At 63.1% G+C, this 23,547-nt stretch carries 16 protein-coding genes; 8 read left to right on the forward strand and 8 right to left on the reverse strand.

Features of this window, described 5'->3' with window-relative positions:
- Positions 1-86 precede the first annotated feature (86 nt).
- Complete coding sequence (locus ABI796_RS16990; RefSeq protein WP_141280696.1) at positions 87-935, reverse strand: hypothetical protein; 849 nt, start codon at positions 933-935, stop codon at positions 87-89.
- A 165-nt stretch (positions 936-1,100) separates the two neighbouring features.
- On the opposite strand from ABI796_RS16990, the gene ABI796_RS16995 reads away from it, so the two are divergent.
- Positions 1,101-4,556 carry a DEAD/DEAH box helicase gene (locus tag ABI796_RS16995; RefSeq protein WP_141280694.1) on the forward strand — a complete coding sequence of 1,152 codons (3,456 nt, stop codon included), beginning with the start codon at positions 1,101-1,103 and terminating at the stop codon, positions 4,554-4,556.
- A 23-nt stretch (positions 4,557-4,579) separates the two neighbouring features.
- Here ABI796_RS16995 and ABI796_RS17000 read toward each other — a convergent pair whose 3' ends face one another.
- Positions 4,580-5,320 (reverse strand): alpha/beta fold hydrolase, encoded by a 741-nt coding sequence (locus ABI796_RS17000; protein ID WP_141280692.1) that lies wholly within the window; start codon positions 5,318-5,320, stop codon positions 4,580-4,582.
- 73 nt (positions 5,321-5,393) lie between these two features.
- Here ABI796_RS17000 and ABI796_RS17005 point away from each other — a divergent pair, with 73 nt between their 5' ends.
- Positions 5,394-6,092 (forward strand): YafY family protein, encoded by a 699-nt coding sequence (locus ABI796_RS17005; protein ID WP_141280690.1) that lies wholly within the window; start codon positions 5,394-5,396, stop codon positions 6,090-6,092.
- A gap of 67 nt (positions 6,093-6,159) precedes the next feature.
- Here the strand turns inward: ABI796_RS17005 and ABI796_RS17010 are convergent, their stop codons facing one another.
- Positions 6,160-7,335 (reverse strand): MFS transporter, encoded by a 1,176-nt coding sequence (locus tag ABI796_RS17010; RefSeq protein WP_141280688.1) that lies wholly within the window; start codon positions 7,333-7,335, stop codon positions 6,160-6,162.
- The gene (locus ABI796_RS17015; RefSeq protein ID WP_141280686.1) at positions 7,332-7,994 is read right to left on the reverse strand and encodes a GntR family transcriptional regulator; all 663 of its coding nucleotides are present in this window, start codon (positions 7,992-7,994) and stop codon (positions 7,332-7,334) included. The genes ABI796_RS17010 and ABI796_RS17015 overlap by 4 nt, the downstream gene beginning before the upstream one ends.
- A gap of 218 nt (positions 7,995-8,212) precedes the next feature.
- Between ABI796_RS17015 and ABI796_RS17020 the strand changes: the two genes are divergently transcribed.
- Together ABI796_RS17020 and ABI796_RS17025 are read left to right on the forward strand one after the other, a co-directional pair.
- Positions 8,213-11,731, forward strand: coding sequence for a discoidin domain-containing protein (locus tag ABI796_RS17020; protein ID WP_141280685.1), 3,519 nt, complete (start codon positions 8,213-8,215; stop codon positions 11,729-11,731).
- A 241-nt stretch (positions 11,732-11,972) separates the two neighbouring features.
- Positions 11,973-13,082: a Fic family protein gene (locus ABI796_RS17025; RefSeq protein WP_246095635.1), complete on the forward strand. Its 1,110-nt coding sequence runs from the start codon at positions 11,973-11,975 to the stop codon at positions 13,080-13,082.
- Between the two features lie 4 nt (positions 13,083-13,086).
- On the opposite strand, the gene ABI796_RS17030 is transcribed toward ABI796_RS17025, so the two are convergent.
- The 4 genes from ABI796_RS17030 to ABI796_RS17045 all read right to left on the reverse strand — a co-directional run bounded on the left by ABI796_RS17030 (position 13,087) and on the right by ABI796_RS17045 (position 19,037).
- Positions 13,087-13,887 (reverse strand): GNAT family N-acetyltransferase, encoded by an 801-nt coding sequence (locus ABI796_RS17030; RefSeq protein ID WP_141280681.1) that lies wholly within the window; start codon positions 13,885-13,887, stop codon positions 13,087-13,089.
- An 83-nt stretch (positions 13,888-13,970) separates the two neighbouring features.
- Complete coding sequence (locus tag ABI796_RS17035) at positions 13,971-15,866, reverse strand: DUF2264 domain-containing protein (protein ID WP_141280679.1); 1,896 nt, start codon at positions 15,864-15,866, stop codon at positions 13,971-13,973.
- Positions 15,866-17,014 (reverse strand): LacI family DNA-binding transcriptional regulator, encoded by a 1,149-nt coding sequence (locus ABI796_RS17040; RefSeq protein WP_141280677.1) that lies wholly within the window; start codon positions 17,012-17,014, stop codon positions 15,866-15,868. The genes ABI796_RS17035 and ABI796_RS17040 overlap by 1 nt, the downstream gene beginning before the upstream one ends.
- Positions 17,007-19,037, reverse strand: a complete 2,031-nt coding sequence (locus tag ABI796_RS17045) for a heparinase II/III family protein (RefSeq protein ID WP_246095634.1) — start codon at positions 19,035-19,037, stop codon at positions 17,007-17,009. Before ABI796_RS17045 ends, ABI796_RS17040 begins: the two co-directional genes overlap by 8 nt.
- A 163-nt stretch (positions 19,038-19,200) precedes the next feature.
- On the opposite strand from ABI796_RS17045, the gene ABI796_RS17050 reads away from it, so the two are divergent.
- The 4 genes from ABI796_RS17050 to ABI796_RS17065 all read left to right on the forward strand — a co-directional run bounded on the left by ABI796_RS17050 (position 19,201) and on the right by ABI796_RS17065 (position 23,546).
- Entirely contained in the window at positions 19,201-20,214 is a 1,014-nt protein-coding gene (locus tag ABI796_RS17050) for a hydroxyacid dehydrogenase (RefSeq protein ID WP_141280675.1), read from the forward strand.
- A 65-nt stretch (positions 20,215-20,279) separates the two neighbouring features.
- Entirely contained in the window at positions 20,280-21,560 is a 1,281-nt protein-coding gene (locus ABI796_RS17055; protein ID WP_141280673.1) for an ABC transporter substrate-binding protein, read from the forward strand.
- 118 nt (positions 21,561-21,678) lie between these two features.
- Entirely contained in the window at positions 21,679-22,605 is a 927-nt protein-coding gene (locus tag ABI796_RS17060) for a carbohydrate ABC transporter permease (protein ID WP_141280671.1), read from the forward strand.
- The gene (locus tag ABI796_RS17065) at positions 22,605-23,546 is read left to right on the forward strand and encodes a carbohydrate ABC transporter permease (protein WP_141280669.1); all 942 of its coding nucleotides are present in this window, start codon (positions 22,605-22,607) and stop codon (positions 23,544-23,546) included. Before ABI796_RS17060 ends, ABI796_RS17065 begins: the two co-directional genes overlap by 1 nt.
- Position 23,547 lies beyond the last annotated feature (1 nt).

Below are 23,547 nucleotides of genomic sequence, written 5' to 3' on the forward strand. Positions count from 1 at the left end.
GGTGCCCAGATCGCCGGAACGCGTCCAGATCGCTGGAGTTATCCGGCGATCCTGCAGCGTTCCGGCGATCCCGGCGGTGAGAAGGCTTACGCGTCGGCGAATTCCTCGGACTCTTCGAACTCGACGGCCGCGATGATTTCCTTGGTCTCCGGGTGGATCATGAAGGCCTCGTCGTCGTCCTCGATCATGAGGTAGTCGCCGTGGTCGGTGGAGAAGTGCCAGGCGAGGGTCTTGACGCCGTCGTGCTCGTAGTTGGGGTCGCCCATGGTGATCTTTTCGAGGGCGTAGCCGGCCACGTCGCAGAGTTCGCGGATGATGACCTCGAACTCGGGGGCGTTGGCGAGGGCTTCTTCGTCGGCTTCGGCCTGACGCTCGGCCAGGTCAGGGATCTGGGCGACGCGCTGGGCGATGTGCTCTTCGATTTCTTCGTCGGAGAGAACCAGCAGGGCGGACTGATCGCGCAGGTATGCGGCGCTGAGTTCGATGATGTCCTCTTCTTCCAGCAGCGCTTCAAACTCGCCGTCGAGCTCGTCCAGGGCGACCACGGAAGCTGGCGGAGTTTCGGACTCGTCCAGTTCGCCGTCGAGGTAGGCCTCGGCTTCGTCGCCGCTCAACGTATCAAAGGCAGCTGCGGTGCGGTTGAACAGATCAAGGTGGCGGACGGCGCCCATTCCCTCAAGCCCTGCCCGCACGAAAGCGTCCACTTCTTCACGCTCCGGCGCGGTGAAGACGTACTGGGCGAAGCCGCCTGACAAAGCCTGGGTGAGGTAGAAATCCACGAAGTAGCTGTTGAGCGCTGCGGTGGCGATTTCGTCGCTGTTGAGGAGCTCTTGGTACATGTGGTTCACCACGTTGACATTGGAATCCACCACATCCGCGTTGCCGGCTTCGAAGCTGGTCTTGTTCAGGACAACGGCGTACTCGTTGGTAGTCATGGGAAATCCTCACTGCTGAAAGCTGATGGTGCTCCGGACCCTTTCAACGTACGCGCGGGAGCGGCGCAGCAATCGAGGATGAGGTTAACGGAGGGCGAAGTTTGGGAGCCGTTTTCTGCTGACTAAGATTGAACAGATATCCTCCTGCCGAAAGTAGCCCTGCGCATGCCGTCCCACACAGACGAAAACTGGGAACTGGCCATTCAGACTCCTGCCATCACGGACCGCTCGCTCGCGGCCGGACTGGCTTATGCCATGGGCAGCCGCGTGAACGGGATTTCTTTCGACGCGGCCACGGGCCTCCTGATGGGCAAGGTTCGCGGCACCGGTCCGCAGCCGTATTCGACGTCGGCAAAACTGGTTCGCAAGCCCAGCGGCTGGAGCTGCACTGTGGGTATTTGCAGCTGCCCGGTCCGTAAGGACTGCAAGCATGTGGCCGCGCTGCTCTTCACGGCGGAGGACCACCCCACTATCCGCGCCCAGCTCCTCTCCCAAGCCCCTGGGATCCAGACCTCACGCGCAGGTTCGGGGCAACAGGGCAGTGCCGCCCGTCCTGCCTGGGAACAAGCCCTCAACAGGCTGATCACCAAGCCCGGCACGGCTCCCAGTGCTGCGGGCATCCAGTTGGCGCTTCAGTTCGAGATTGAGGAGCCGGCGGCCCACTTCTCCTACACAGGCCGACGCGATCCCATGCGCAGTGTCCGCCAGCTCAAAGCGCGCCCGGTCATGATGGGTGCCAAGGGTAAATGGATCCGCGGCGACGTCTCCTGGAACAACCTCAGCTACGTCAGCTTCCGGCGTGAATTCAACGAGGTCCACGTCGAATGGCTTCAGACTTTCCTGGCTGCCCACGGTTCAAGCAACGGCCGGCAGCAACCCTCCGGAGCCATGTGGCTGAGCCTGAACGATTTCGCGGCCAAGAACCTCTGGACCCTCCTCGCCGAGGCCACCAAAGCCGGCATCCCGCTCATTCATTCCGCTGGTAGCGAGCCTGTCCGCGTCGAGACGCAACCCGCCGTCGTCGGACTCAGTTTGGCGCGCCTGGCCACCGATCCGGACACCGCAAAGCATGAAGCGCCCGACGGCGGCCTGCAGCTCGCGCCGTCAGTCACCCTGGGTGGGGAAGCCGTGGATCCCGGATCCGTGGGTTTTCTGGGCAAGCCGGCCAACGGAATTTTCTTCACGCACTCCGGAGAAACCCTGCCGGGCGTGCCCCAGCAGAAGAACCTCATCACCCTCGCCCCTATGGAAGGGGGCATCAGTGATGAGTTGCTGGAGTTCGTCATGGATGGCGACACACTTCAGATCCCGGCCGAGGATGAGAGCCGGTTCCTGACCTCGTTCTACCCGAAGCTGCGGCAATCCACGCCCGTGCAGGCCGCGGATGAATCGGTGGAGCTGCCCACGCTGGCTGTGCCCACCCTGTCCCTGCTGGCCAACTACGGCACGGACCACAAGGTCCGGCTGCACTGGGAATGGCACTACAAATCGGGCACCCTTGTCACCGCCCAGCCCTTGTGGAGGCACCCGGACGATCGCGGCTACCGCGATGACCTTGAAGAAGCCCGGATTCTGGAGTCGCTGGGGAGGCCGTGGGACGTGGTGCCCGCGCTCGCCGAATCGGCGACAGGCGGCTGGGGTGCGCCCCGCATCGCTGCCACCGCGGAGCTCAGTGGCCTGGATACATTGGCGTTCACCGAAGAGGTGCTGCCAGCACTCAAGGACCTGCCCGACGTGGTGGTGGAAACCTCCGGCGACATCGCCGACTACCGTGAGGCCGCCGAAGCGCCCGTGGTGTCCATCTCCACCAAGGAAACGGCAAGCGGCGACTGGTTCGACCTCGGCATCGTGATCACCCTCGAAGGCGAACCTGTTTCCTTCGCCGCCGTGTTCTCCGCGCTCGCCGCCGGGATGAGCCGCATGCTGCTGCCCAGCGGCGCCTACTTCTCACTGGATCTTCCCGAGTTGCACCAACTCCGGGCGCTGATTGACGAAGCCCGGTCCTTGCAGGACAACCCGGACAACAAGGACGGCACACTGCAGATCAGCCGCTTCCAGGCCGGTCTCTGGGACGAGCTCGCCCAGCTGGGGATCGTGGACGAACAGGCCGCCGCGTGGCGCGAGGCCGTTGGTGGACTGCTCGACGACGGCGTGACCGGGCTTCCGCTCCCAGCGGGACTTAACGCTGAGCTGCGTCCGTACCAGCTTGAGGGTTTCAACTGGCTCAGCTTCCTGTACAAGCACAGCCTCGGGGGTGTGCTGGCTGACGACATGGGCTTGGGTAAGACCGTGCAGGCCATCGCGCTAATCTGTGCGGCCAAGGACCTGGCTGCGGAAACGGCTGCGGCCGCTCAGGGTGATTCTTCCGAGGTGACCCCGCGGGCACCATTCCTTGTAGTGGCCCCCACCAGTGTGGTGAGCAACTGGGCAGCTGAAGCGCAGCGTTTTGCCCCGGGACTGGTGGTGCGGACCGTCGGTGAAACCTTCGCCAAGAGCGGCCTGTCCCCTGCCGAAGCGTTGGCGGGTGCCGACGTCGTTATTACCTCCTATGCCCTCTTCCGCATTGACTACGATGCCTACGCGTCCTTCCAATGGGCGGGGCTGATGCTCGATGAGGCGCAGTTCGTGAAGAATCACCAGTCCAAGGCCTACCAATGCGCTCGCAAGCTGCCGGCGCGGTTCAAGCTGGCGATCACGGGCACGCCTCTGGAGAACAACCTCATGGAGTTCTGGGCGCTGACCTCCATTGTGGCGCCGGGACTGTTCCCGAGCCCCAAACGGTTCGCGGAGAACTACCAAAAGCCGGTGGAAAAGAACGGCGATTCCGCACAGCTGGGCAAGCTCCGGCGTCGTGTGCGTCCGCTCATGATGCGCCGCACCAAAGAGCAAGTCATCAAGGACCTGCCGCCCAAGCAGGAACAGATCCTTGAAGTGGTGCTGAACCCGCGGCACCAGAAGGTTTACCAGACGCATCTGCAGCGCGAACGGCAGAAGATCCTGGGCTTGATCGATGATGTGAACAAGAACCGGTTCACCATCTTCCAATCGCTGACGTTGCTACGGCAGCTGAGCTTGGATGCGTCGTTGGTGGATTCGTCGCTATCCGGAGTGCGGTCTTCCAAGCTGGACGTGCTGTTCGAACAACTGGAGGACCTCATTTCCGAGGGACACCGGGCACTGATTTTCAGCCAGTTCACCGGGTTCCTGGGCAAGGTTCGCGAGCGTTTGGATGCCGAAGGCGTGGAATATTGCTACCTCGATGGCAGCACCCGCAACCGCGGCGACGTCGTCAGTGAATTCAAGAACGGTGCCGCTCCGGTGTTCCTGATTTCGCTGAAGGCCGGTGGGTTCGGACTCAACCTGACCGAGGCAGATTACGTGTTCCTGCTGGATCCCTGGTGGAACCCGGCGTCCGAAGCCCAGGCCGTGGACCGCACCCACCGTATTGGGCAGGCCAGGAACGTGATGGTCTACCGGCTGGTGGCCAAGGACACCATCGAAGAGAAGGTCATGGCGTTGAAGACCAAGAAATCACAGCTGTTCGCGGACGTGATGGAAGGCGATGCCCTGGCCGGTGGCTCGTTGACGGCGGACGACCTGGCGGCGCTGTTCGCGGAGTAGCTCGACCAACAGCGCCGCGAGGTTCAGATGGCTCGTGAGGAAGCGGACTGAATGACCTTGGCGAGGTCGCCGGGCCGGCTCCACATAGGCCAATGCCCCGTCGGGAGGTCAATGACCTCGAGATGCTCGATGTTCGCGACTTCGGCAAACATGGCATGGCCTGCATGGGCCAACTCCAGCAACTGCGTGCCAGGGATCGAGCAGCACACCAGGGTGGTGCGGACCTTGCGGCGGGCATCGTTTGTCAGCTCGACCGGCTGGCGAAGCACGGGTCCGGGTTCAGGGACTGCACGGGCGCGAAAACGCTCGAGGACCTCTGCGCTCAGGCCTTCGAGGCTGGCCTGCTGTGCGAGGACATCAAGGGACGGCAGCGGAAGCTCCTCCACCCCTTCGGGAAGATCCGGGGCGAAGACGCTCCCTGCGGCCACGGGGCCGGAGTCCACCCACACCACCTGATCAACAAGCTCAGGATGTCGGTCAAGAACAAGGCTGACGGGGGCGTTCGCCCCACTGTGGGCGACGATAGTCGCAGGCTGCTCGTCGGAAACGCCGTGTCGGGCAAAGATGTCCAGGACCGCTGCAGCTTGATCGTCGAGGGTCTTAGTCGCCCGTTCAGGATCATCCCTATCCAGACCAGGGAGCGTCACTGCGACTGCACGGGAGTGGTCGGTTTCCAGGTGTTCAAGGACTTCATCCCACGCCCACGCGCCCAGCCAGTGGCCGGCGATGAGGATGATGGGCTGACTGCTCGTAGTAGTTGTCATTTCCCTACTCTCGTAGCTCTTACGGGCAGGTGTATGTCACTATTTATGTCATGAATTTTGTGGGCCCTGAACGGTGAAGCGAGCAGAACGACTTCTTGCCCTCTCCGAGATGCTGCGTCGTCACGGATCCCGGGGGTGCTCCGCCGATCGGCTGGCCCGAGAGTTCAGCGTTTCCGTGCGCACCATCAAGAGGGATCTCGCTGCGCTCGAAAGCAGCGGTGCGCCCCTTTGGTCGCGCCCGGGACCTGGTGGCGGCTATGGATTGGCCGCCAGCGCTACCCTGCCGCCTGTCAGCCTGTCCCCAGCGCAGGCCGTAGCGCTCATGGCAGCCGTGTCCGCTGCACCTGATGCCCCCTATGCCGATCTGGCAGCAGCCGGGATCCGGAAGATCGTGGATGTCCTCGATCCCAGGACCCGGACCAGAGCCGAGGAATTGGCTGGCCGCGTCTGGGTCAATACGGCTCCACCCTCATCGCGGACCATCAGATCGGCCCTGGAAGAGGCGATGTCCGAGCAGCGGGTAGTGCGTATCCGCTACACATCGGGAGATGGGAACACGAGCACCCGCGACGTCGAGCCCGTGCTGTTCGCCTCAACAAACGGCCAGTGGTATTTGGTGGGATGGTGCCGACTACGCGACGCCATCCGATGGTTCATCGTGTCGCGCATCGAACGAGCCACCGTAACCAAGGCGGCTTGCTGCGGCCATACCATCCACGAGGTAGGAGAGCCCCCGGCGAACGCCAGACCTGTTCATGGTGGGGGCCTGTGAGCCGCTCAATCACAATCTCAGGCGCAAGCCCTCTCACTGGCTCAAGCACTCTCCCTGGTCGGCGCAGTTAGTCGTCCAGCCGCACACCCCTCAGCAGCAACATGGTTCCGCCCACGGCAACTGCGGAGGCCAGGAACACGCCCGCCGCGCCCAGGCCCACCGCCACTACGCCAATTGCACTGGGCAGGACCACTTGCCCCACCCTGTTTCCCGCCAACCTTAAGGCCAGTGCACGCCCGCGTTGGCCTTCGGGGGCTTGGGCCGAGAGCCAGGACATGGTGAGCGGCTGACCGATTCCCAGGCCCAAACCGAGGAACGCCATCACCACGAAGAGCAACCACTCGGGCATCGGAATAGCAGCCACACCTAGCGCCACGGTGGAGATGGCAAGGCTCAGGATCAACAGCCTCATGCGCCCCAGCCTGCGGGATACGGTGCCGAGGCCCAGCCTGGACACCATGGAAAACACCGCGCGGACGGTCAGCATGAGACCCACGGTTGCTGCGGTCAGGCCCCGCTCCGCCCCGAGCGCCGGCAGGTACACCACGGTCAGGTCCACCACGGCCAGGACGGTGGCGCTGGTGGCCAACGCCCGGGCCACGCCGGGGGTCCTCAGCAGCGCCAGCGAACCACCCTTGGCGGCTTCGCCCTTCACTGCGCGTTTCCGTCGGCTGGCCTTTGCGGACATCAGGAACGTGGTCAGGAACATCACCAGGCTCATGGCGGTGGCGAGCAGGAAGATCGCCTGCGTATTCGGACGAATGGAAGCGCCGCCCACCACTGAAATAGCCAACGGTCCGAGGGCTTGGCCCAGCGACGCAGCAAAAGTCAGGTACCCGAAAGCGGAGTCCAACTTCGACGACGCCGCGTTGTTGGCCACCACCGCTTGCTGCCCCACCACACACGCCAACTGCCCGGCGCCCAGAAGCGCCGTTCCGGCCACCAGAGCCGGGACTGACGTCCCCCAGAACAGCAGAAAAGCGGAACAACCCAGTACGACGGCGGCCCCGATCGCCATGAGCCTGCGCTCACCCAGGCGGTCCACCAGTCCGCCGATGGGCAGGGCAAGCAAAAGGGGAAACACTGCGTAGCTGGCGGCGAGAAGACCCAGCGCGAACCCGGGGACGTCCAATTCAAGTGCGCGGTAGGTGGTGGCTGGCCGGACCAGGAACGTGACAGCTTGGATGAGGGTCGAGTGGACAAGGAGTGCTGTGGCCGAACGCCGTCCGAGTTCGCCGATCATTCGACCGCGAGGCCGGACGCCGAGATCACGCGCAGGGTCTCGTCCCGGGCACCGATCACATGGTCGAAGGCGACCTTGGCTGCCTTCTCCTCATCCTTGGAAGCGATGGCCTCGACCAAAAGCCGATGGTTGGCGAGCGCTTCATCGCGACGTTCGGGGGCGTTGTTAGTGAAGTAGCGGTAGCGCTCCACTTGGCTGGCGATTTGCCCGTGGAAGCGTTGAGCCCAGGAGTTTCCTGCGATTCTGGCGATGGCTGCGTGCAGGGCAACCCCGTATTTCATGGCTTCATCAGCGAACTCCACCATGGCAGCGTTGCGGGCCAGGATTCCGCGGAGTTCTTCAAGGTCGGCAGCGGTGGCGTTGGCGCAGGCCTCCCGGGCCATCAGGGATTCCAAGGCGGCGCGGACGTCATACAGCTCGGAGATCACTTTCTCGTCCAATTCCGGAACCAGGACTCCGCCGGTGGGCAGTTGTTCGAGAAGGCTCTCGGAGATGAGACGGCGGATGGCTTCCCGGAGGGGTGTGCGGCTGACCTGCAGGGCCGTGGCCATGGCGGGTTCGTAGATGCGCTCGCCGGGTTTCAGATCGAGGCTGAGGATCCGGCGCTTCAGCTCTCCGTAGACGAGGTGGGCCCCCGTGTTGCGTGGTTCTTCTGCCATACCGTGCTGCTTTCGCGAAAGTGTACTTGTATACATCTATACAGCTAAGTCGAGAGGAAAGGCAAAGTCAGTACAGCTATGACCACTTCTGACTGACCCGGATCGAGCCTGTTCGAGTCCCTTGTTGCTGTCCCGGACGCCTCGTAGGGTCGCTTGTGCCTGGCCTTTCCCGAAGCCGGACACAGCACCCACAACAACCCCGACGATGAGGTTCACCCATGGCGTTTACCGCTCGAAGAATCCGAAGGCCAGTGGCCGTCCTGGCAGCAGCTGTGACTGCTGCCACCAGCTTGGCGCTCATGCCGGCCACCACTCCGCAAGCCCACGCAGCCGATGCAACGGCGGTCACCATCACCCCGAACCCCGCCAGCCGTGGCGAAGCGTTCGAGGGATGGGGAACCAGCCTGGTGTGGTTCGCTAATGCGACGGCGGGATACTCCCCCGAGCTGCGTGAGGAGTTGTACCAGAAGGTCTTCGGCGAAAATGGGCTGAACCTCAACATCGCCCGATACAACGTGGGCGGCGGCAACGCCTCGGACGTCGCCGACTACCTCAATGACGGCAGCGCTGTGGAGGGATGGTGGAAGCCGGTCACTAAAGCGCAACCCGGCCAGCCGGCGTCGAACCTTTACAACCCGGACGGTTCCGTCGACAAGACCCAAGCCAACAAGCTCGCCTTCCTCAATGCCTGGAACCCGGACGACCCCGCGTCCTACAACCCCGACGCCGATCAAAACCAGCGCTGGTGGGTGGAGCGCCTCGCCGCAGACCAGCAAATCACCCACTGGGAAGCCTTCAGCAACTCCCCGCCGTGGTTCATGACCAAGAGCGGCTACGTTTCGGGGCAAGTGAACACCGCCAAGGGCGAGAACCTGCTGCCCGAAGCGGAAGCGAAGTTCGCCGCTTACATGAGGAACGCCGTCGAGCTCCTCGAAAAGGGAAGCGGCATCACGGTGGACACCATCGATCCGTTCAACGAGCCGAACTCGGGCTACTGGGGTACGGACATTGACGCCGCCACCGGCAAACCACCTACCTCGTACACGCAGAAGCAGGAGGGCGCCCTGATCTACCCGGCTGCCCAGGACCGCGTGACCAAGCTGCTGGCCGCAGAACTGGAAAAGGGCAGCACGGACGCCGTCATCTCCGCGATGGACGAGACGGATCCCAGCAAATTCATGACCAACTGGAACGGCTACAGCCAGGAGGCAAAAGATGCGGTAGCCCAGCTCAACGTCCACACCTACGGCACCAATGATCGCCGCAGGGTCCGCGACCTCGCCAACTCCACTGACAAGCCCTTGTGGATGAGCGAGGTTGGGGGCTTCTGGACGGGCAACCCGGCGCTCGGCGACTCCACCAGCGGCTGGGACCGCTCCAACATCACCAACGGCTTGGGGATCGCGGGCCGCATGGTCAACGATCTCCGCGAGCTCGAACCGGACGCATGGGTCTTCTGGCAGCCTGTGGAGGACACGTACAAGCAGGAGAAAGCCGACAAAGGCTGGGGCTCCATCTACGTGGACTTCGACTGCAACTACGAGGGCCGCGAAGGCTTCTCCAACCGCCGCATCAACGACGGCGCATCCCAGGAACAAGCCAAGTGCAAGGTCCTGACCAACCAGAAGTACAACACCACCCGGAACTTCACCCATTACATCCGGCCCGGCGACTTCCTTATCCAGAATGACAACGCCAAGACCGCCAGCGCCCTCCGCGCAGACGGCAACGGTGCCACGTTGGTCCACTTCAATGACACCCCGACGCCGGAAAAGGTCACCATCGATCTCAGCCGGTTCGCCGAAATCGCACCCGGCGCCAAGGTCACTCCCGTGGTGACCACCAAGTCGCCGCTGGATGACATCGAGAAGAACGCGCTCGTCAAGGGTGCGCCGGTGGCAGTGGATGCAACAGCCAAGTCCGCCACGCTGGAGGTTCCTGCCGCATCAGTGGTGACATTCGTCGTCGACGGCGTCAGTGGAGTTTCGGAGGACGCCGCGCCTGTGCAGGACGGCCACAGCTTCCACCTCAGCGGTGAAGCGAGTGGCAAGTACCTGACGGCGCGAGCTAACGGCACGGCCTCCATTGAAGAATTGGGCACCGACGCCGCTGGTGTGGCTCCGCAAATGTGGACGTTCAACGCCGTGTCCACGGAAGATGAATTCGCGAACGATCGTCGCTGGGTTCTGACGAACAAGGACGGCCGAGTGCTCACAGGCAACGGTGGGGTGCTGAACGGCAGCCAGAGCGGTGCGGCTTCGCTGTCTTCACTGACGTTGGAACAGGCCAAGACCACTCCTTCTGCACAGTGGATAGTGACCACGGAGAACGGCAAACAGTGGTCCCTGGTGAACGCTGGCGCCGCGATTGCCCTGCAGGTTTCGGGCAACCAGACAGCGGCGGGTACGTCCGTGGCCTTGGCATCCTCAACCGGAACCACTGCGACAGCCCTGGCCAATCCACACCAGGCATGGGCCTTCACGGACATTGCAGATCTCAAGCTCCTGGGTGTTTCCCCTGGTGAGCTGAGCACCCCCGTAGGGACAGCGCCAGTCCTGCCAGCCACGGTCACGCCCGTTTACGAGGCAGGCCCCGGCAAGCAGTTGGCCGTCACCTGGGCACCGATGGATCCTTCCTCATGGCAGAAAGCCGGCAAAGTAACGGTCTACGGTTCAGGGGTTGACCCGTACGGTCAAACCTTCGAAGCAGTTCTCACAGTCACGGTGGGCTCCTACATCGGCACGGACCCTGTTTCCGTGACCGTCGGCACCGGATCATCGATGGCCTCCCTACAGGCCTTGGCTCCGACCAGCGTTCCTGGACAGATCGCCGACGGTCCCGCCCGGAACCCGCTGGCCGTCACCTGGGACTGGTCCGCAGTGGCAGAATCAACTCTGCACAACCCGGGAACTGTCACGGTGCCCGGAACCGCCAACGGTCTCCCGGCCACACTGACCATCATTGTGGTGGAACGCGTTCCAGTAGCCAACATCTGCAAGGACGACCCCGCCACCACGGCCACCGCAAGCTACACCGAGGGCTCCTACATCGCGAAGAACACCTGCGATGCCAACTCCTCCACGCGCTGGTCCAACTGGGTGAGCGGCGGCCGTGCCGGTGACAGCCTGAGCTACGCCTTCAGCCGCGACTACACCGTTTCCTCCGTGACCGTCACGTCCGCGGAAAAGGCTGCGGCAAGCCTGAGAGTCCAGTACCAGGACGCCTCCGGAACATGGAAGGACACCTCCGCGGGAACCATTACGGGACTCTCCATCTCTTCACCCACCACCGTCCGTTTCGATCCCGTCACCACCCGTGGGATCAGGGTTTCGTTCGTGACCACGGCGTCGTACACGAAGATCGCTGAGGTGGCCATCGCCGGTTCCCGCTTGGCCGACGCCGGACTTGCAGACCTCGGCCGGCTCCTCGTTAACCAGGCCTCGGTAGTGGGCTTCGACCCGGCGAGCACCGACTACCGGGCGCTGACCGCAACGGCGACTCCCGCCGTCGTCGGCTACCCGCTGGACACCAACGCCAAGGTGACGGTTCAGCAGCCCACCGTTGAGAACCCGACGGCGGTAATCACCGTGACGGCGCCGGACGGCACCACAAAGGCCTACCGCGTGACAGTGGCATCGGGCAAGGAAGCGTGCAAGAACGATGGCTGGACGACGAGCCCATCGCCCGTGTTCAAGAACCAAGGACAGTGCGTGAGCAGCTTCGCGGCTGGAAAATAAGGAGATTCTGAGTTAGTGCGGCCCCTCGGGATTTTGATTCTGAGGGGCTTTGCTGTGGCTTTACCGACGCGGGAGGTCCGTGCAAATGAACAGCTAATTGCTGGTAGCTGTTATTTAGAGGATAAAATAACAATAAAGAACACCTTACTAGGCTTTGGAGGCCCTCTTGCCAGCGTGGCCAGCGCATGGAAACAAGGCAATGCCCTGGAAATCATCAGGTCGTCCCCCACGGGAGGACCGCATGTTCACCGAAGTCGAAGTTTCACTTCCGCCCAAAATTGCCGGGCTTTGGTTCGAACCCGGCCGGGAAACGATGGTGGCACTCGAAGAGGCCGCTGTTGCTGTCGCATCGTTGGACGTGTCGGCGGGTTCTCGCATGGCTGCCATCAGCGGCTTTCTGCTGCGAAGCGAAGCGGTTTCCTCTTCAAAGATCGAGCATGTGGACGCCAACCGCAACGATTACGCCCGGGCCATGATCGGTCTGAAGGCCACCGATCAAGCGAGATCCATGGTCGCAGCAGCGGAAGCCGTGCAGAGCATGATCAGCGATGCAGGGGACACTGGCGAGGTCCGTTTGGAGGCTCTGCTTAAGGCCCACAAGGCCCTGATGAAAGACGACCCAATGGACGGGCACAACGCCGGCTCATTCCGGAATGTGCAGAATTGGATCGGCGGAAGTGACTATTCACCTCGAGGAGCCATCCACGTTCCCCCTCCCCCGGCGCTGGTACCCGAACTCATGGACGACCTCATGGCATTCTGTGCCCGGAAGGACGTCCCAATCATGGCGCAGGCGGCCATTGCCCATGCCCACTTTGAGTCCATCCACCCTTTTACCGACGGTAATGGCCGCATAGGACGTGCTCTGATCGGTTCAATTTCACGTCGTAGAAGACTGACCAAGAACACGGTCACGCCCATAGCCTCTGCGATGGTAGCGGACGTGGAGACCTACTTTTCCTTGCTCAACAATTACCGCAATGGTGACGTGGATCCGTTCGTCCTCTATCTGGCAAAGTCAGCTATGCGTGCTTCCCAAGCCGCCAGTGAATCGGTGGCGGCTCTCGATGAGCTCCCGGCATTGTGGACCGACTTACTCCGCCCCAGGAAAAACTCTGCGGAAGCAAAGCTCATCCCTTGGCTGCTTGAACAGCCCGTTTTCGAAGCGCACCGGGCAGCGTATATCGCAGGTGTTGAGGAAACGTCCATCTACAAAACCCTGAACCGAATGACCGAAGCCGGCGTACTGTCCTTGGTCTCGCAATCACAGCGGAATCGCGCTTGGGCCGCGATGGAAGTCTTGGATGAGGTAGATCGGCTGAACAGGCGGTTGGCCGCCAAAGCCGTGTGAGCTCTTAGCCACGCACCCAGCGGTACGGCGTTGTGGTGGAGACCTTGAGCAGGCCGGAGCGTTCCAGGATGGACCGCGAGAATTCGGTGGAATCACTGTGGATGAGGGTCTTTCCCATCTCGAGTGCCGCCTGTGCGCGACGGGCTGTCAAAGCCCGGTAAATTCCCCGGCCACGCCATTCCTCCCTCGTGGCGCCGCCCCAGATACCGGCGAAGTCCGTGCCGGGAACGGGCTCCAAGCGTCCTGCGCTGACAATCCGACCTTCAGCCTCCGCCACCCAGAGCTGCATGCCGTCATTAAGGGAGAGTCTGCGCAACAGGGCATCAGCCATCTCATCTGAGACCGGCTCGCCGAAGACCTCGTCCTGCATGGCGCTCATGGCCCGCACGTCGGCTTCCTCCGTCACTTGCCGGAGGGTCACGCCGTCGGGAAGGGGAACATCCACGGCGAGGGCCCGGGCCTCGCCGATCATGATCGATTCCGGGTCATCCTGAATGAAGCCGTTGCGGATGAGGGCCTCGTGCAAACCCGGGGCGTGGTCGTGCCCGCGGGATTTCCACTCCACCCTGGTGATTTCAGGTTCAGCACGGTAGTAGGCCACTGAATCAGCCACGAGCCGCGTGACGGTTTGCGCATCCGCACCACCGAGGTCCTGGTACGTGACGAAGCCGCGGCCCTTCATGAAAGTCACCCAGCGCAGGGGCCCGTGCCGGGTCACCTTGAGGGCACTCGGTGTCTCAGCGTCGGTGCGCAGGTTGGCGTCGTAGGCTGCAAGGAAACGTGCGCGGTCTTCGCTGTGGCTCATTCCGCGAGCCTACTGCAGCCTGGCTTGGCGCCCGATTCGATGGTTCCCTGCGCACCATGCCGTGCGCGCGGCACGTTCAGCAGCTAAGCATCGAAACGGGCGAGCTGATCCCCGGAGAGGCGCGCGCCGTCAGGGAATTCGAAGTGGCCTTCCCCTTCCCCGGCAACAAACGAGACACCCGCATCCGGCGAAGCACCTCCCGCACCGGCGAGGATCACGACGGCGGCGTAGTCGCCGTCGTGCGCGGCGCCCGAGGTTCCCACCCATGGAATGGTGAGCGCCGAGCCCATCGGGTGGGCACCGGGGCGGGCGAATGTCCCGGACGAGTCCAGAGCCACACCGAATCCCGGCACGGGAAGCACCGAGCTGGCCATTGAGGAGGCAGCGTCCACCGGCCAGCCACCAATCCTTAGCGGGGCCGCAGAACCCCCAGCACCCGAAACGCGCACCAACCTCAGCTCAACGGCACCCCGCGTCACAGAAACCACCGTCACCGAAGGGCCAGGCGTTGCAGTGCCGGCCACCCCGCTGCCGTGATCGGGGCCGGCGTCGGGATCGGGTTCGATCCAGTGTGCCGTGAACCGGGACGCCCCCACCTGGAAGCCGCCTTCGGAGAACGAACCGAGGTGCTCAAAACCCGCCCGATGCGTCAGCCGGCCAGAGGAATCAACAAGCGCCACCGCATTGTCCACGGACTCAGGTGCCAGGTCCGGGAACGTGTGCGTCGAGTACCCGAGCCGTGCGTACAAGGGCGAGTCAGCCACCACAGCCCCAACAACAGCGTGATCCGTGGCGTGGTTCCGGATCCGGACCACGCCGTCGGCACGAGTCCCATCAACCTGCCAACCCGGCGCCACGATCAGTCGCTGAGTGTCGGCAACCTCCACGGGCAGAGGCGCCTCAACGGAGGTCCACGCCGCGTGATCCGCCGGCAAGGCCAACCCCAGCATGCCCTTCGCCGCCCAATAGGGCGAGCCCGCACCGGAGTAGGCCTGCTTCATGCCTGCAAATTCTCCGTGCCAGCCGATAGACAGGAGCCCGTCCTCGGTGATCGCCCCGTGCCGGGCAAAGTAGTGGAGCATCCCGGACGCTGCCCGGCGCGCCATTCCCGGCGCCAAACGCGTGTGCCCGGACAACTCCCCCACCCAGAACGGTGCCGCAGCCGCGAACCTGTAGATCAAGCTCCGGCCTTGGATCAGCGGAGCTCCGTTCGCGCCGACGAGGAACGCGGCGTCGTCCAGAAAGTCAGCCAGCCGATCGCCGTCGAGCTTCTTGCGTTCGGCAACGCGGGGATCGTTGGGCGCCATCAGCGCCCAGAGCTGCGGATACACCTGGAACGCCCAGCCAACGTAGTGGTCGTAAGCGCGCTCGGGCCCGTCAGCGAACCAGCCACCGCCCCGGTACAGCGAATCGTGGATTGCGAGTCCGCCGTCGATGTCCTCGTCCGAGTATCGGCCGCCAACGGATGCCAGGAACGTCTCCACCACAATCTGGAACCACACCCAGTTGATAGGCGGGTACTCCTCGCCGATCACCGTCTCGAACCAGGCAATGAGCTGCTCCTGGACGCGCTCCGGCAGCTTGTCCCACAGCACATCGCGGGTCAACGCCAGGCCAACAGCCAACGACGCCGCCTCAACCTTCGCCTGCCCCAGCTCACCTGGCGTGGGCCACCGGTCAGGGTTGGCGGGGTTGGTCCCGGCGTCGAGGCCAGCGGCATACCACTCGGCGATCCACCCGGTGTTGGCTGGATCGCCGGCAATCCGGAACGAAGCCAGCAGGAACGTCCGGGCGAAGGCCTCCAGTGAGTCACTTCGCGGGCCGTACCGGCTGTTGGCTCCGGGCAGGTGGATGTTGGCGTGATCGTCAGTGGCATAGCGGTGGGCGGAGCGCAGGAGGTGATCCGCATATCCGCACCAGTGCTCACGGGTCAGGCCGGTGAACGGGGAAAGTTTGTGGTCCAGGGGCGGCAACAGCATCAGAGCGAGTCCTCCAACGCAACTCCGGCGAGACCCCGCGGCGCACCCAACGACGAATCGCGCACAATCAGCTCGGGGTTCAAATCAATACGATGCACAGGGCGCATCCTTCCTTCGGCCAGGCGGGCAGCCATCAGCTGCACCGCTACCTTGCCGACGTAGCTTTTGGGCGGCCGAACCGCCGAGATTGCGGGTTCGGCGAGGTAGGCCACTTCATCGTCGTATCCAACGATCGCCATGCTTCCGGGAACATCTACGCCACGGTCCACGCAGTGCTGCACGAACGCCACGGCCTGGGTATCGGAGTGCACCAGCATGGCCGTGGTCCCTGATGAACGGCAGAGCTCCAGGACTCGATCAAAGTGCTTGGCCCGGTCACCGTTGTCCAGTTTGGCCGAGTCCTCATGGATGGACTTTTCCAGCGGAATCTTCAGTGCAGCAAGGGCCTGCTTCCAACCGCGGACCACGTGGGGACTGGTAGGGCTCGTGGAATCAGTGAGGCATCCGATCATCCGGTGCCCCTCCTGCCACAAGTGCCGCACGGCCATCCCGGCACCGAAGGAATGATCCGTGGCCACCCACTCCAAACGGTGGGACGGGATCTCGGACGGTGCCCGACGCTCAGCCATGATCACCGGAATGGGCAGGGCGTTCAGCCAGCGGAGAAGTTCCTTGCCGTGCTCTCCACCCATATCCGGGGCCACAATCAGGCCGTCAATGTTCTGCGTATCCAAGAGAGCCTGGACCTGGCGGCGGTTATCGGCAGCGTCATAGGCGGAACCCCGGACCAGGATACGGAGATTCTGCACCTCGGCCTCTCCACGCGCCCCGGAAATCACCTGCGGCCAGTAATAATCCAACGACGGAACCACCATGCCGATTGAGTAGCTGTGAGCCGACGGCCTCCCCACAGCCGCCGATCGATCCAACGGGCTGGGCAACGTGGCACCGCCGTGAACGCGTGACACCAGGCCTTCATCGGCGAGCGTGTTCACGTCGCGGCGGATGGTCAGCTCGCTGACGCCCAGCTTCGCGGCGATGTCGCGCACGGTAATGGCGCCATGCGCACGCAGCTCCTCCATGAGCCGCTCACGGCGTTGCAACGAAAACAACGACTTCCCGGGTTCCGGGCTTGATTCGTTAGTCATGTGTTGCCTCCACTGTGAGGGTGAACGCGCCGGAAGCGCGGGTGTCTGCGGGCATTCGGAAACGGAGCCTGGTGAGCTTTTCGCCCCAGATATCGCTGAGGAGCGGATCGTCGAGGTGCCATTCGTCAACGAGCACGACGGCGGTGGCCGGCTTCCAGCGAAGATGAAGGCCCTTGGTGGTTTCCGCAGCCGGAACCCCCTCAGGCGTGATGGTGGCCGTCGCGTCTGTACCGACGCTGACGGTGCCGGCAACCAGATAGGCGATGTCGACGTCGTGCGTTCCGTCCGGCGAGTGCGTTCCGTCCGGCGAGTGCGTTCCGTCCGTTTGGTGTGCCGGCAGGTTCCATCGATCGTCAATCACCACGGATCCCTGCTCCCGGTTCATCAAGGAGGTTCGGATCCATTGCTCGGCGTGGCCCAGACCGTAGGCAGCCCCGAGACCCAACGCCAGGGTGGGCTCCTCCGGGGTGGGTTCCTGGAGAACAGTCGCCGCGAATTCCGCGCCGGTCCCCTGTTCCAGCCCGAACGGCGCGGGCACGCTGTGCCAGGCACTCTGCATGGCCCGAATCTGGTAGCGATCAGGTCCGAACGTCTGAGCGGTGTAGGTTGGCTGGCCGGCGTCGACCAGCAGGGGCACACCGTCCACGGCAACAACCACGGAACCGACGTCGCGGTGGTTGTGGTGCTCGCCGTTGTGCCCGCCCTTGGCCGCGAGCGTGAGCCCGTCCGATGAACCCGGGGTTTGCCGCGCCACCATGATCTGGACCGACGGCAGGTACGTCCCCCAACTGGGTAGCAGATCAGGTGATTCTGAGGGCTCACAACGACCTGATCTGCTACCCAGTTGGGTGCGGGAGGCGAGTTGGGTGAGGACGCGGCCCAGCCCGGCGGCTGCGTTGGGTTCAGGCTCGACGGCGGCAAAGGTTACGGCATGCGCTGCCGCCTCAGAGTCCCCCAGCCGGACGGCCCAACGGTGCAGCATTCCCCACGGCAGTCCTTTGTGGGCGCGGGCGGGGCCGTCGGCGACGTTCAGGAACCACCGGTGACCCAGGTGCATGCGGTGCGGGAAGGCCACCAGCGCACGGATCACGGGCAGGTCCGGATTCAGGACACCGCCGCTTGCTTCCTCCAACAGGGCCAGGCCTTCCAGTGCCCGCCCGGCACCATTCCACCAATAGGCGAATCCTTCGTCTATTGCACCGTCGGCCGGGATGGAAGCCAGGAAACGGTCCAAGCCCTCGATGCACCGGGCAATAACCTCCGCCTGCACCTGAGGATCCTCAACCAGCAGCAGCGCAGCCACCATGATGTTGGAGTGGATCCACGGGTTCCAGTTGTGGACGTCCCCGTCGAGGCCCAGCCAGTGCCAGTCGAGCCGGTCCAGGAATGGCCGGATCACCCGTTGGTTCGCTTCCGCACGTATCCGCCCGCGCAGGCCGGGTGCACGCTCATCAAGCGCGTCGCCCAGCACCAGGTCCAGCCAGGCGAGCTGCGCCACCACCTCACCTGCGCCCAGATCCAAGTACGGCCGGGAAAGATCCGGGACCACGTGGCCGCTGCGGGTGAACACGTCATCGTGCGCTGCCCAACTCCACGAGCTTTGCTCACACAGGAGGTACGCGCCATCAATTACTTCGTCGAGCCAGCCGTCACCAGAGGGTCCACCCAAGGCGGCCATCACGACGGCGCGTGTCAGCCGCTGCTGTCGGCTCGCCACAAGTCCCTCGTAGGCAGTGCGGTTGCCGTCGCGGAAGTAGCGCGCGTAGTGGGATACCAAGGGTTGTGGCCACGGGGTTCGCTTCTCCGCTTCCGCCTGGGCGCATAGCTCCGAGACGCGCAGTTCCGAAGGGGAGCGGGCAGCAGCGAGCTGCCATCCGGCGTCGGACGCTGGACGTGACGCTGGGCGAATAGTGAGGCGATCACGGGCGCCGCGGAGTGACTCCATCAAGGAGGAGGCGTCGGCGCTGGAACCCCAGGCACTCAGGAGGGGTGGCGCTTGAACGGCGGCGGTGCCGGTTGCCATAGGAAATTTCTCCCATTTGTTCGAGTTTGAACGTTTCAGATCAAGCACGATTGAGTTGAATGAACTGTCTTGTTTATGAGTATGTACTGATTATTAGATGTGATGCAACACATAAACCATGGTCGAACAGGCCGCTGTTTGCTTCGAAAGGAGGATCCCCTCAATGTCGCTCAAGCCCCAGGCACTGCTGGTCATGAATAGCGGAACCTTTGCTGACCAGTTCGATTCCACGCGACTGGAGCGGCTGGCGGGAATGGTGGATCTCGGTGATCAGCCGTGGACGGATTCCTTGGACGCCCCGGACCTGACGGGCCGTTTGGAAGAGGTGGAAATCCTCCTCACCAGCTGGGGAGTTCCGCAGCTCAACGCAGAGCGTTTGGAGCGCATGCCCAAACTCCGGGCAGTTTTCCACTGTGCAGGAACAGTGCGCAGCTTCGTCAGCGAGGAACTCTGGGATCGTGGCATCACCGTCACCAACGGTGCCGACGCCAACGCGATCCCGGTAGCCGAGTTCACGTTCGCTTCGATAGTCCTGGCCGGCAAGAAGGCCCACGTGTTGGCCAACGACGCCCGCGTATCCAGGGATGACTGGAGCTATATAGCTAACCGGGGCGAGCTGGGCAACATCGGACGGGTCATCGGCGTCATCGGGTTCTCCCGCATCGGCCGCCGGGTGGTCCAGCTGGTTCAGCAACTCCAGGACGTCACGTGCCTGGTGAGCGATCCCCATGCCGATCCACTTGAAGTCGCAGCCCTGGGCGGCAAGCTGGTCACGCTCGGAGAGCTTCTGCCAGTGTCCGACGTCGTCACCATTCACGCACCTGCCCTGCCGGAAACCCGCAACATGATCAGCACCGCCGAGCTGCAGTCCATGAAGGACCATGCCACGCTTATCAACACCGCCCGCGGTTCACTCGTTGACACCGAAGCCCTCGAAAAAGAGTGCGCCACCGGACGGATCACTGCCCTGTTGGATGTCACCGAACCCGAGCCGCTGCCCGCGGAATCCGCCCTGTACAACCTCCCCAACGTCATCATCACCCCGCACATCGCTGGTTCGCTCGGCACGGAAACCAGGCGGATGTCCGATGCCGCATTGGATGACCTGGAGCGCTACCTCGCAGGCAAGGACCTCCAGGCCCAGGTAGTCCACGCAGACCTCGGCCTCAGCGCCTAAACCCCCAAAAGAACACCAAGCCGCACCTACGGCAAACTTGAAACCCAGTACTAAAGGAGAACGCAATGAAGCGCACAACCCTCGCCGCAATCGCCCTTGCGGTGACTGCAGGGCTCGGACTCACCGGCTGCGCCGGCGCTGCCGGTCCCGCCGAACCGCAGGCGGCCGAAGGCAAGACCCGGCTGACCGTCTCGGTGTGGAACTACGAGGGCACCCCGGAGTTCAAGGCCCTCTTTGACAGCTACGAGGCCGCCAACCCCACCGTGGACATTGAACCCGTGGACATCCTCGCTGATGACTACCCCCAGAAGGTCACCACCATGCTTGCCGGCGGCGACACCACGGACGTGCTGACCATGAAGAACGTGATCGACTACTCCCGCTACGCCAATAATGGCCAGCTCCAGGAAATCAACAGCGTGGTGGACAAGCTGGGTAAAGACAACCTTGCGGGCACTGACGCGTTCAACATTGACGGCAAGTACTATGCGGCCCCCTACCGCCAGGACTTTTGGCTCCTGTATTACAACAAGGACCTGTTCAAGGCTGCCGGAATTGAAGATCCCAAGGACCTGACGTGGGAGAAGTACACCGAGATCGCCAAGAAGCTCTCCACCGAGGCCGGCGGCAAGAAGACCTACGGCACCTACCACCACATCTGGCGTTCAACGGTCCAGGCAATCGCAGCAGCCCAGAACGGTGCTGACCAGAACAGCGGCGACTACGGCTTTATGGAGGACCAGTACAACACCGCGCTGGACCTGCAGAAGTCCGGCGCCACCTTGGACTTCGGCACCGCCAAGAGCCAGAAGACCAGCTACCGCACCATGTTCGAGTCCGGGCAGGCAGCCATGATGCCCATGGGCACCTGGTACATCGCCGGCATCCTCCAGGCCAAGAAGGACGGCAAGACCAACGTCAACTGGGGCTTGGCTCCCATGCCGCAGAAGAACGACGACGGCAAGGTCACCACGTTCGGTTCGCCCACGGCATTCGCCGTGAACAAGAACGCAACGCACTCCGATGAGGCCAAGAAGTTCATCGAGTGGGCTGCCGGTGAAGAAGGCGCCAAGGCGATCTCCAAGATCGGCGTGGTCCCTGCCCTGCAGAACGATTCCATCACCGCTGAGTACTTCAAGCTCGATGGCATGCCCACGGACGATCTGTCCAAGAAGGCCTTCACGCCGGACACCACCGAGCTGGAAATGCCCGTAAGCGACAAGTCAGCCGCTACGGACAAGATCCTCAACCAGGAGCACGACCTCATCATGGTGGGCGAACGCTCCGTCAGCGATGGCATCGCCGAGATGGGCAAGCGCGTCACGAGCGAAGTGCTGGGCAAGTAGCTCCCAGTACCACTCCCCCGGTTCCGGTACCAGCGTCCCCGAGGCGCGGTACCGGAACCGGATCTGAACTCTCCGGATCCTGAAATGGAGGAACGCCCCCGCCCCGGGAGCGGTCATCATGACTACAGAAACAATCCCCCAGGCCCCTGCCCCCGTGCAGAGCCGCGGCAACAGGAAGCAAGCCAGGCGTAACACGCTGATTGGCTGGACGTTCATTCTTCCGAACTTCCTTGGCTTCCTGGCCTTCACCCTCATTCCAGTCGTGGCCGCTTTCGCGCTCTCCTTCATGGAATGGACCTCGTTCAGCGCCCCCAAATGGATTGGCTTGGCCAACTTTGAGCGCATGTTCGCATCGGACTCCTTCTGGATCGCCCTGCGGAACACTGTTGTTTACGCCTTGGGTCACGTCCCGCTGACCATGGCCCTGGCGCTGCTCCTGGCCATGCTGCTGAACCGTAAGCTCAAGGGCATCGGCTTCTTCCGGGTTGCCATCTTCTTCCCGTACATCACCTCTTTGGTTGCTGTTGCAGTGGTGTGGAACATGCTGTTCAGCCCGGACAACGGCCCCATCAACCAGTTCCTTGGCGCTATCGGCATCGCCAACCCTCCCGGCTGGACCTCCAGCTCCGACTGGGCCATGCCGGCAGTGATCATCACCAGCGTGTGGCGCGACATGGGCTACTACATGGTCCTGTACTTGGCCGGTCTGCAGGCGATCCCCACGGAGCTGTACGAAGCGGCCGAAGTGGACGGTGCCAGCGCCTGGCAGCGTTTCTGGAACGTCACCATCCCGTCCCTGCGGCCCACCACGTTCTTTGTGGTGGTCATGCTGACGGTCTCCAGTTTCAAGGTGTTCGACCTCATTGTGGTCATGACCAACGGTGGCCCCGGACGGTCCACCACGGTGCTGTCCCAGCTGATCTACCAGGAAGGCATCGGCGAAGGTAAGTTCGGCTACTCCTCGGCCATCTCGCTGGTCCTGTTCATCATCGTGCTGACGGTCACCGTCCTGCAGTTCAAGATCCAACAGCGGAGGGAACGCTGATGACCAACATGGCCGAAGACCTCAAAGCCACTCATATAACGGACGCAACCCCGTCCCCGTCAGGGGCGCCCAGCGCGGAAGACCGCCGTCGTACTGACCGCAAGCGCTCCCCACGCGAGGCGAAAAAGCGCACCGCGAACATGGTGATCTACGGCGTTCTGGTGGTCCTGGTGGTGGCGCTCATGGTGCCGTTCATCTGGATGCTCTCTTCCTCGCTGAAGGAGAACAACCAGGTCCTCACAGTCCCTATCCAGTGGATCCCGCAGGAGTTCGTGTGGAGCAACTACACGGACATCTGGACCCGCATTCCCATGATGGGCTACCTGCAGAACTCGCTCTACCTCGCTGTGATCATCACGTGCCTCCAGGTCCTGACGGGCTCACTGGCTGCCTACGGTTTCTCCAAGGTCCGTTTCCCGGGCCGCGACGTGTTGTTCCTTGCCTACATCGGTACCATCGCCGTTCCGTGGCAGGCCTACATGGTGCCGCAGTACATCATGATGCAGAACCTTGGACTGACCAACAGCTTCAACGCCCTGATCCTGCTCCAGGCCTTCGGCGCGTTCGGTGTGTTCCTGATGCGTCAGTACTACATGACCATCCCGGACGAGCTCTGCGAAGCCGCCCGCATTGATGGGCTCAGCGAATACGGCATCTGGGCCCGCGTGATCCTGCCTCTGTCCAAGCCGGCCCTCGCCAGCCTGGCTCTGCTCACGTTCGTGAATACCTGGAACGACTACATGGGTCCCTTCATCTACCTCACGTCCAACCGCCTCTGGACTGTCCAGTTGGGCCTGCGTTCCTTCGTGGGCCAGTTCGACGCCGAGTACGCCATGATCATGACCGGCTCGGTGATCTCCGTGATCCCCATCCTCATCATCTTCCTCATTGGCCAGCGTTACTTCATCCAGGGCATCGCGACCAGCGGGATGAAAGGATGAG

The organism is Paenarthrobacter aurescens (assembly GCF_041549525.1).
GTDB lineage: Bacteria > Actinomycetota > Actinomycetes > Actinomycetales > Micrococcaceae > Arthrobacter > Arthrobacter aurescens.

Bases quoted from the DNA above. Each gene is read 5' to 3' on its own strand.
- ABI796_RS17045 (WP_246095634.1), bottom strand. From the start codon at position 19,037: ATGGCAACCGGCACCGCCGCCGTTCAAGCGCCACCCCTCCTGAGTGCC.
- ABI796_RS16995 (WP_141280694.1), top strand. From the start codon at position 1,101: ATGCCGTCCCACACAGACGAAAACTGGGAACTGGCCATTCAGACTCCT.
- ABI796_RS17000 (WP_141280692.1), bottom strand. From the start codon at position 5,320: ATGACAACTACTACGAGCAGTCAGCCCATCATCCTCATCGCCGGCCAC.
- ABI796_RS17060 (WP_141280671.1), top strand. From the start codon at position 21,679: ATGACTACAGAAACAATCCCCCAGGCCCCTGCCCCCGTGCAGAGCCGC.
- ABI796_RS17065 (WP_141280669.1), top strand. From the start codon at position 22,605: ATGACCAACATGGCCGAAGACCTCAAAGCCACTCATATAACGGACGCA.
- ABI796_RS17050 (WP_141280675.1), top strand. From the start codon at position 19,201: ATGTCGCTCAAGCCCCAGGCACTGCTGGTCATGAATAGCGGAACCTTT.
- ABI796_RS17010 (WP_141280688.1), bottom strand. From the start codon at position 7,335: ATGATCGGCGAACTCGGACGGCGTTCGGCCACAGCACTCCTTGTCCAC.
- ABI796_RS16990 (WP_141280696.1), bottom strand. From the start codon at position 935: ATGACTACCAACGAGTACGCCGTTGTCCTGAACAAGACCAGCTTCGAA.
- ABI796_RS17030 (WP_141280681.1), bottom strand. From the start codon at position 13,887: ATGAGCCACAGCGAAGACCGCGCACGTTTCCTTGCAGCCTACGACGCC.
- ABI796_RS17040 (WP_141280677.1), bottom strand. From the start codon at position 17,014: ATGACTAACGAATCAAGCCCGGAACCCGGGAAGTCGTTGTTTTCGTTG.
- ABI796_RS17015 (WP_141280686.1), bottom strand. From the start codon at position 7,994: ATGGCAGAAGAACCACGCAACACGGGGGCCCACCTCGTCTACGGAGAG.
- ABI796_RS17025 (WP_246095635.1), top strand. From the start codon at position 11,973: ATGTTCACCGAAGTCGAAGTTTCACTTCCGCCCAAAATTGCCGGGCTT.
- ABI796_RS17055 (WP_141280673.1), top strand. From the start codon at position 20,280: ATGAAGCGCACAACCCTCGCCGCAATCGCCCTTGCGGTGACTGCAGGG.
- ABI796_RS17020 (WP_141280685.1), top strand. From the start codon at position 8,213: ATGGCGTTTACCGCTCGAAGAATCCGAAGGCCAGTGGCCGTCCTGGCA.
- ABI796_RS17035 (WP_141280679.1), bottom strand. From the start codon at position 15,866: ATGCTGTTGCCGCCCCTGGACCACAAACTTTCCCCGTTCACCGGCCTG.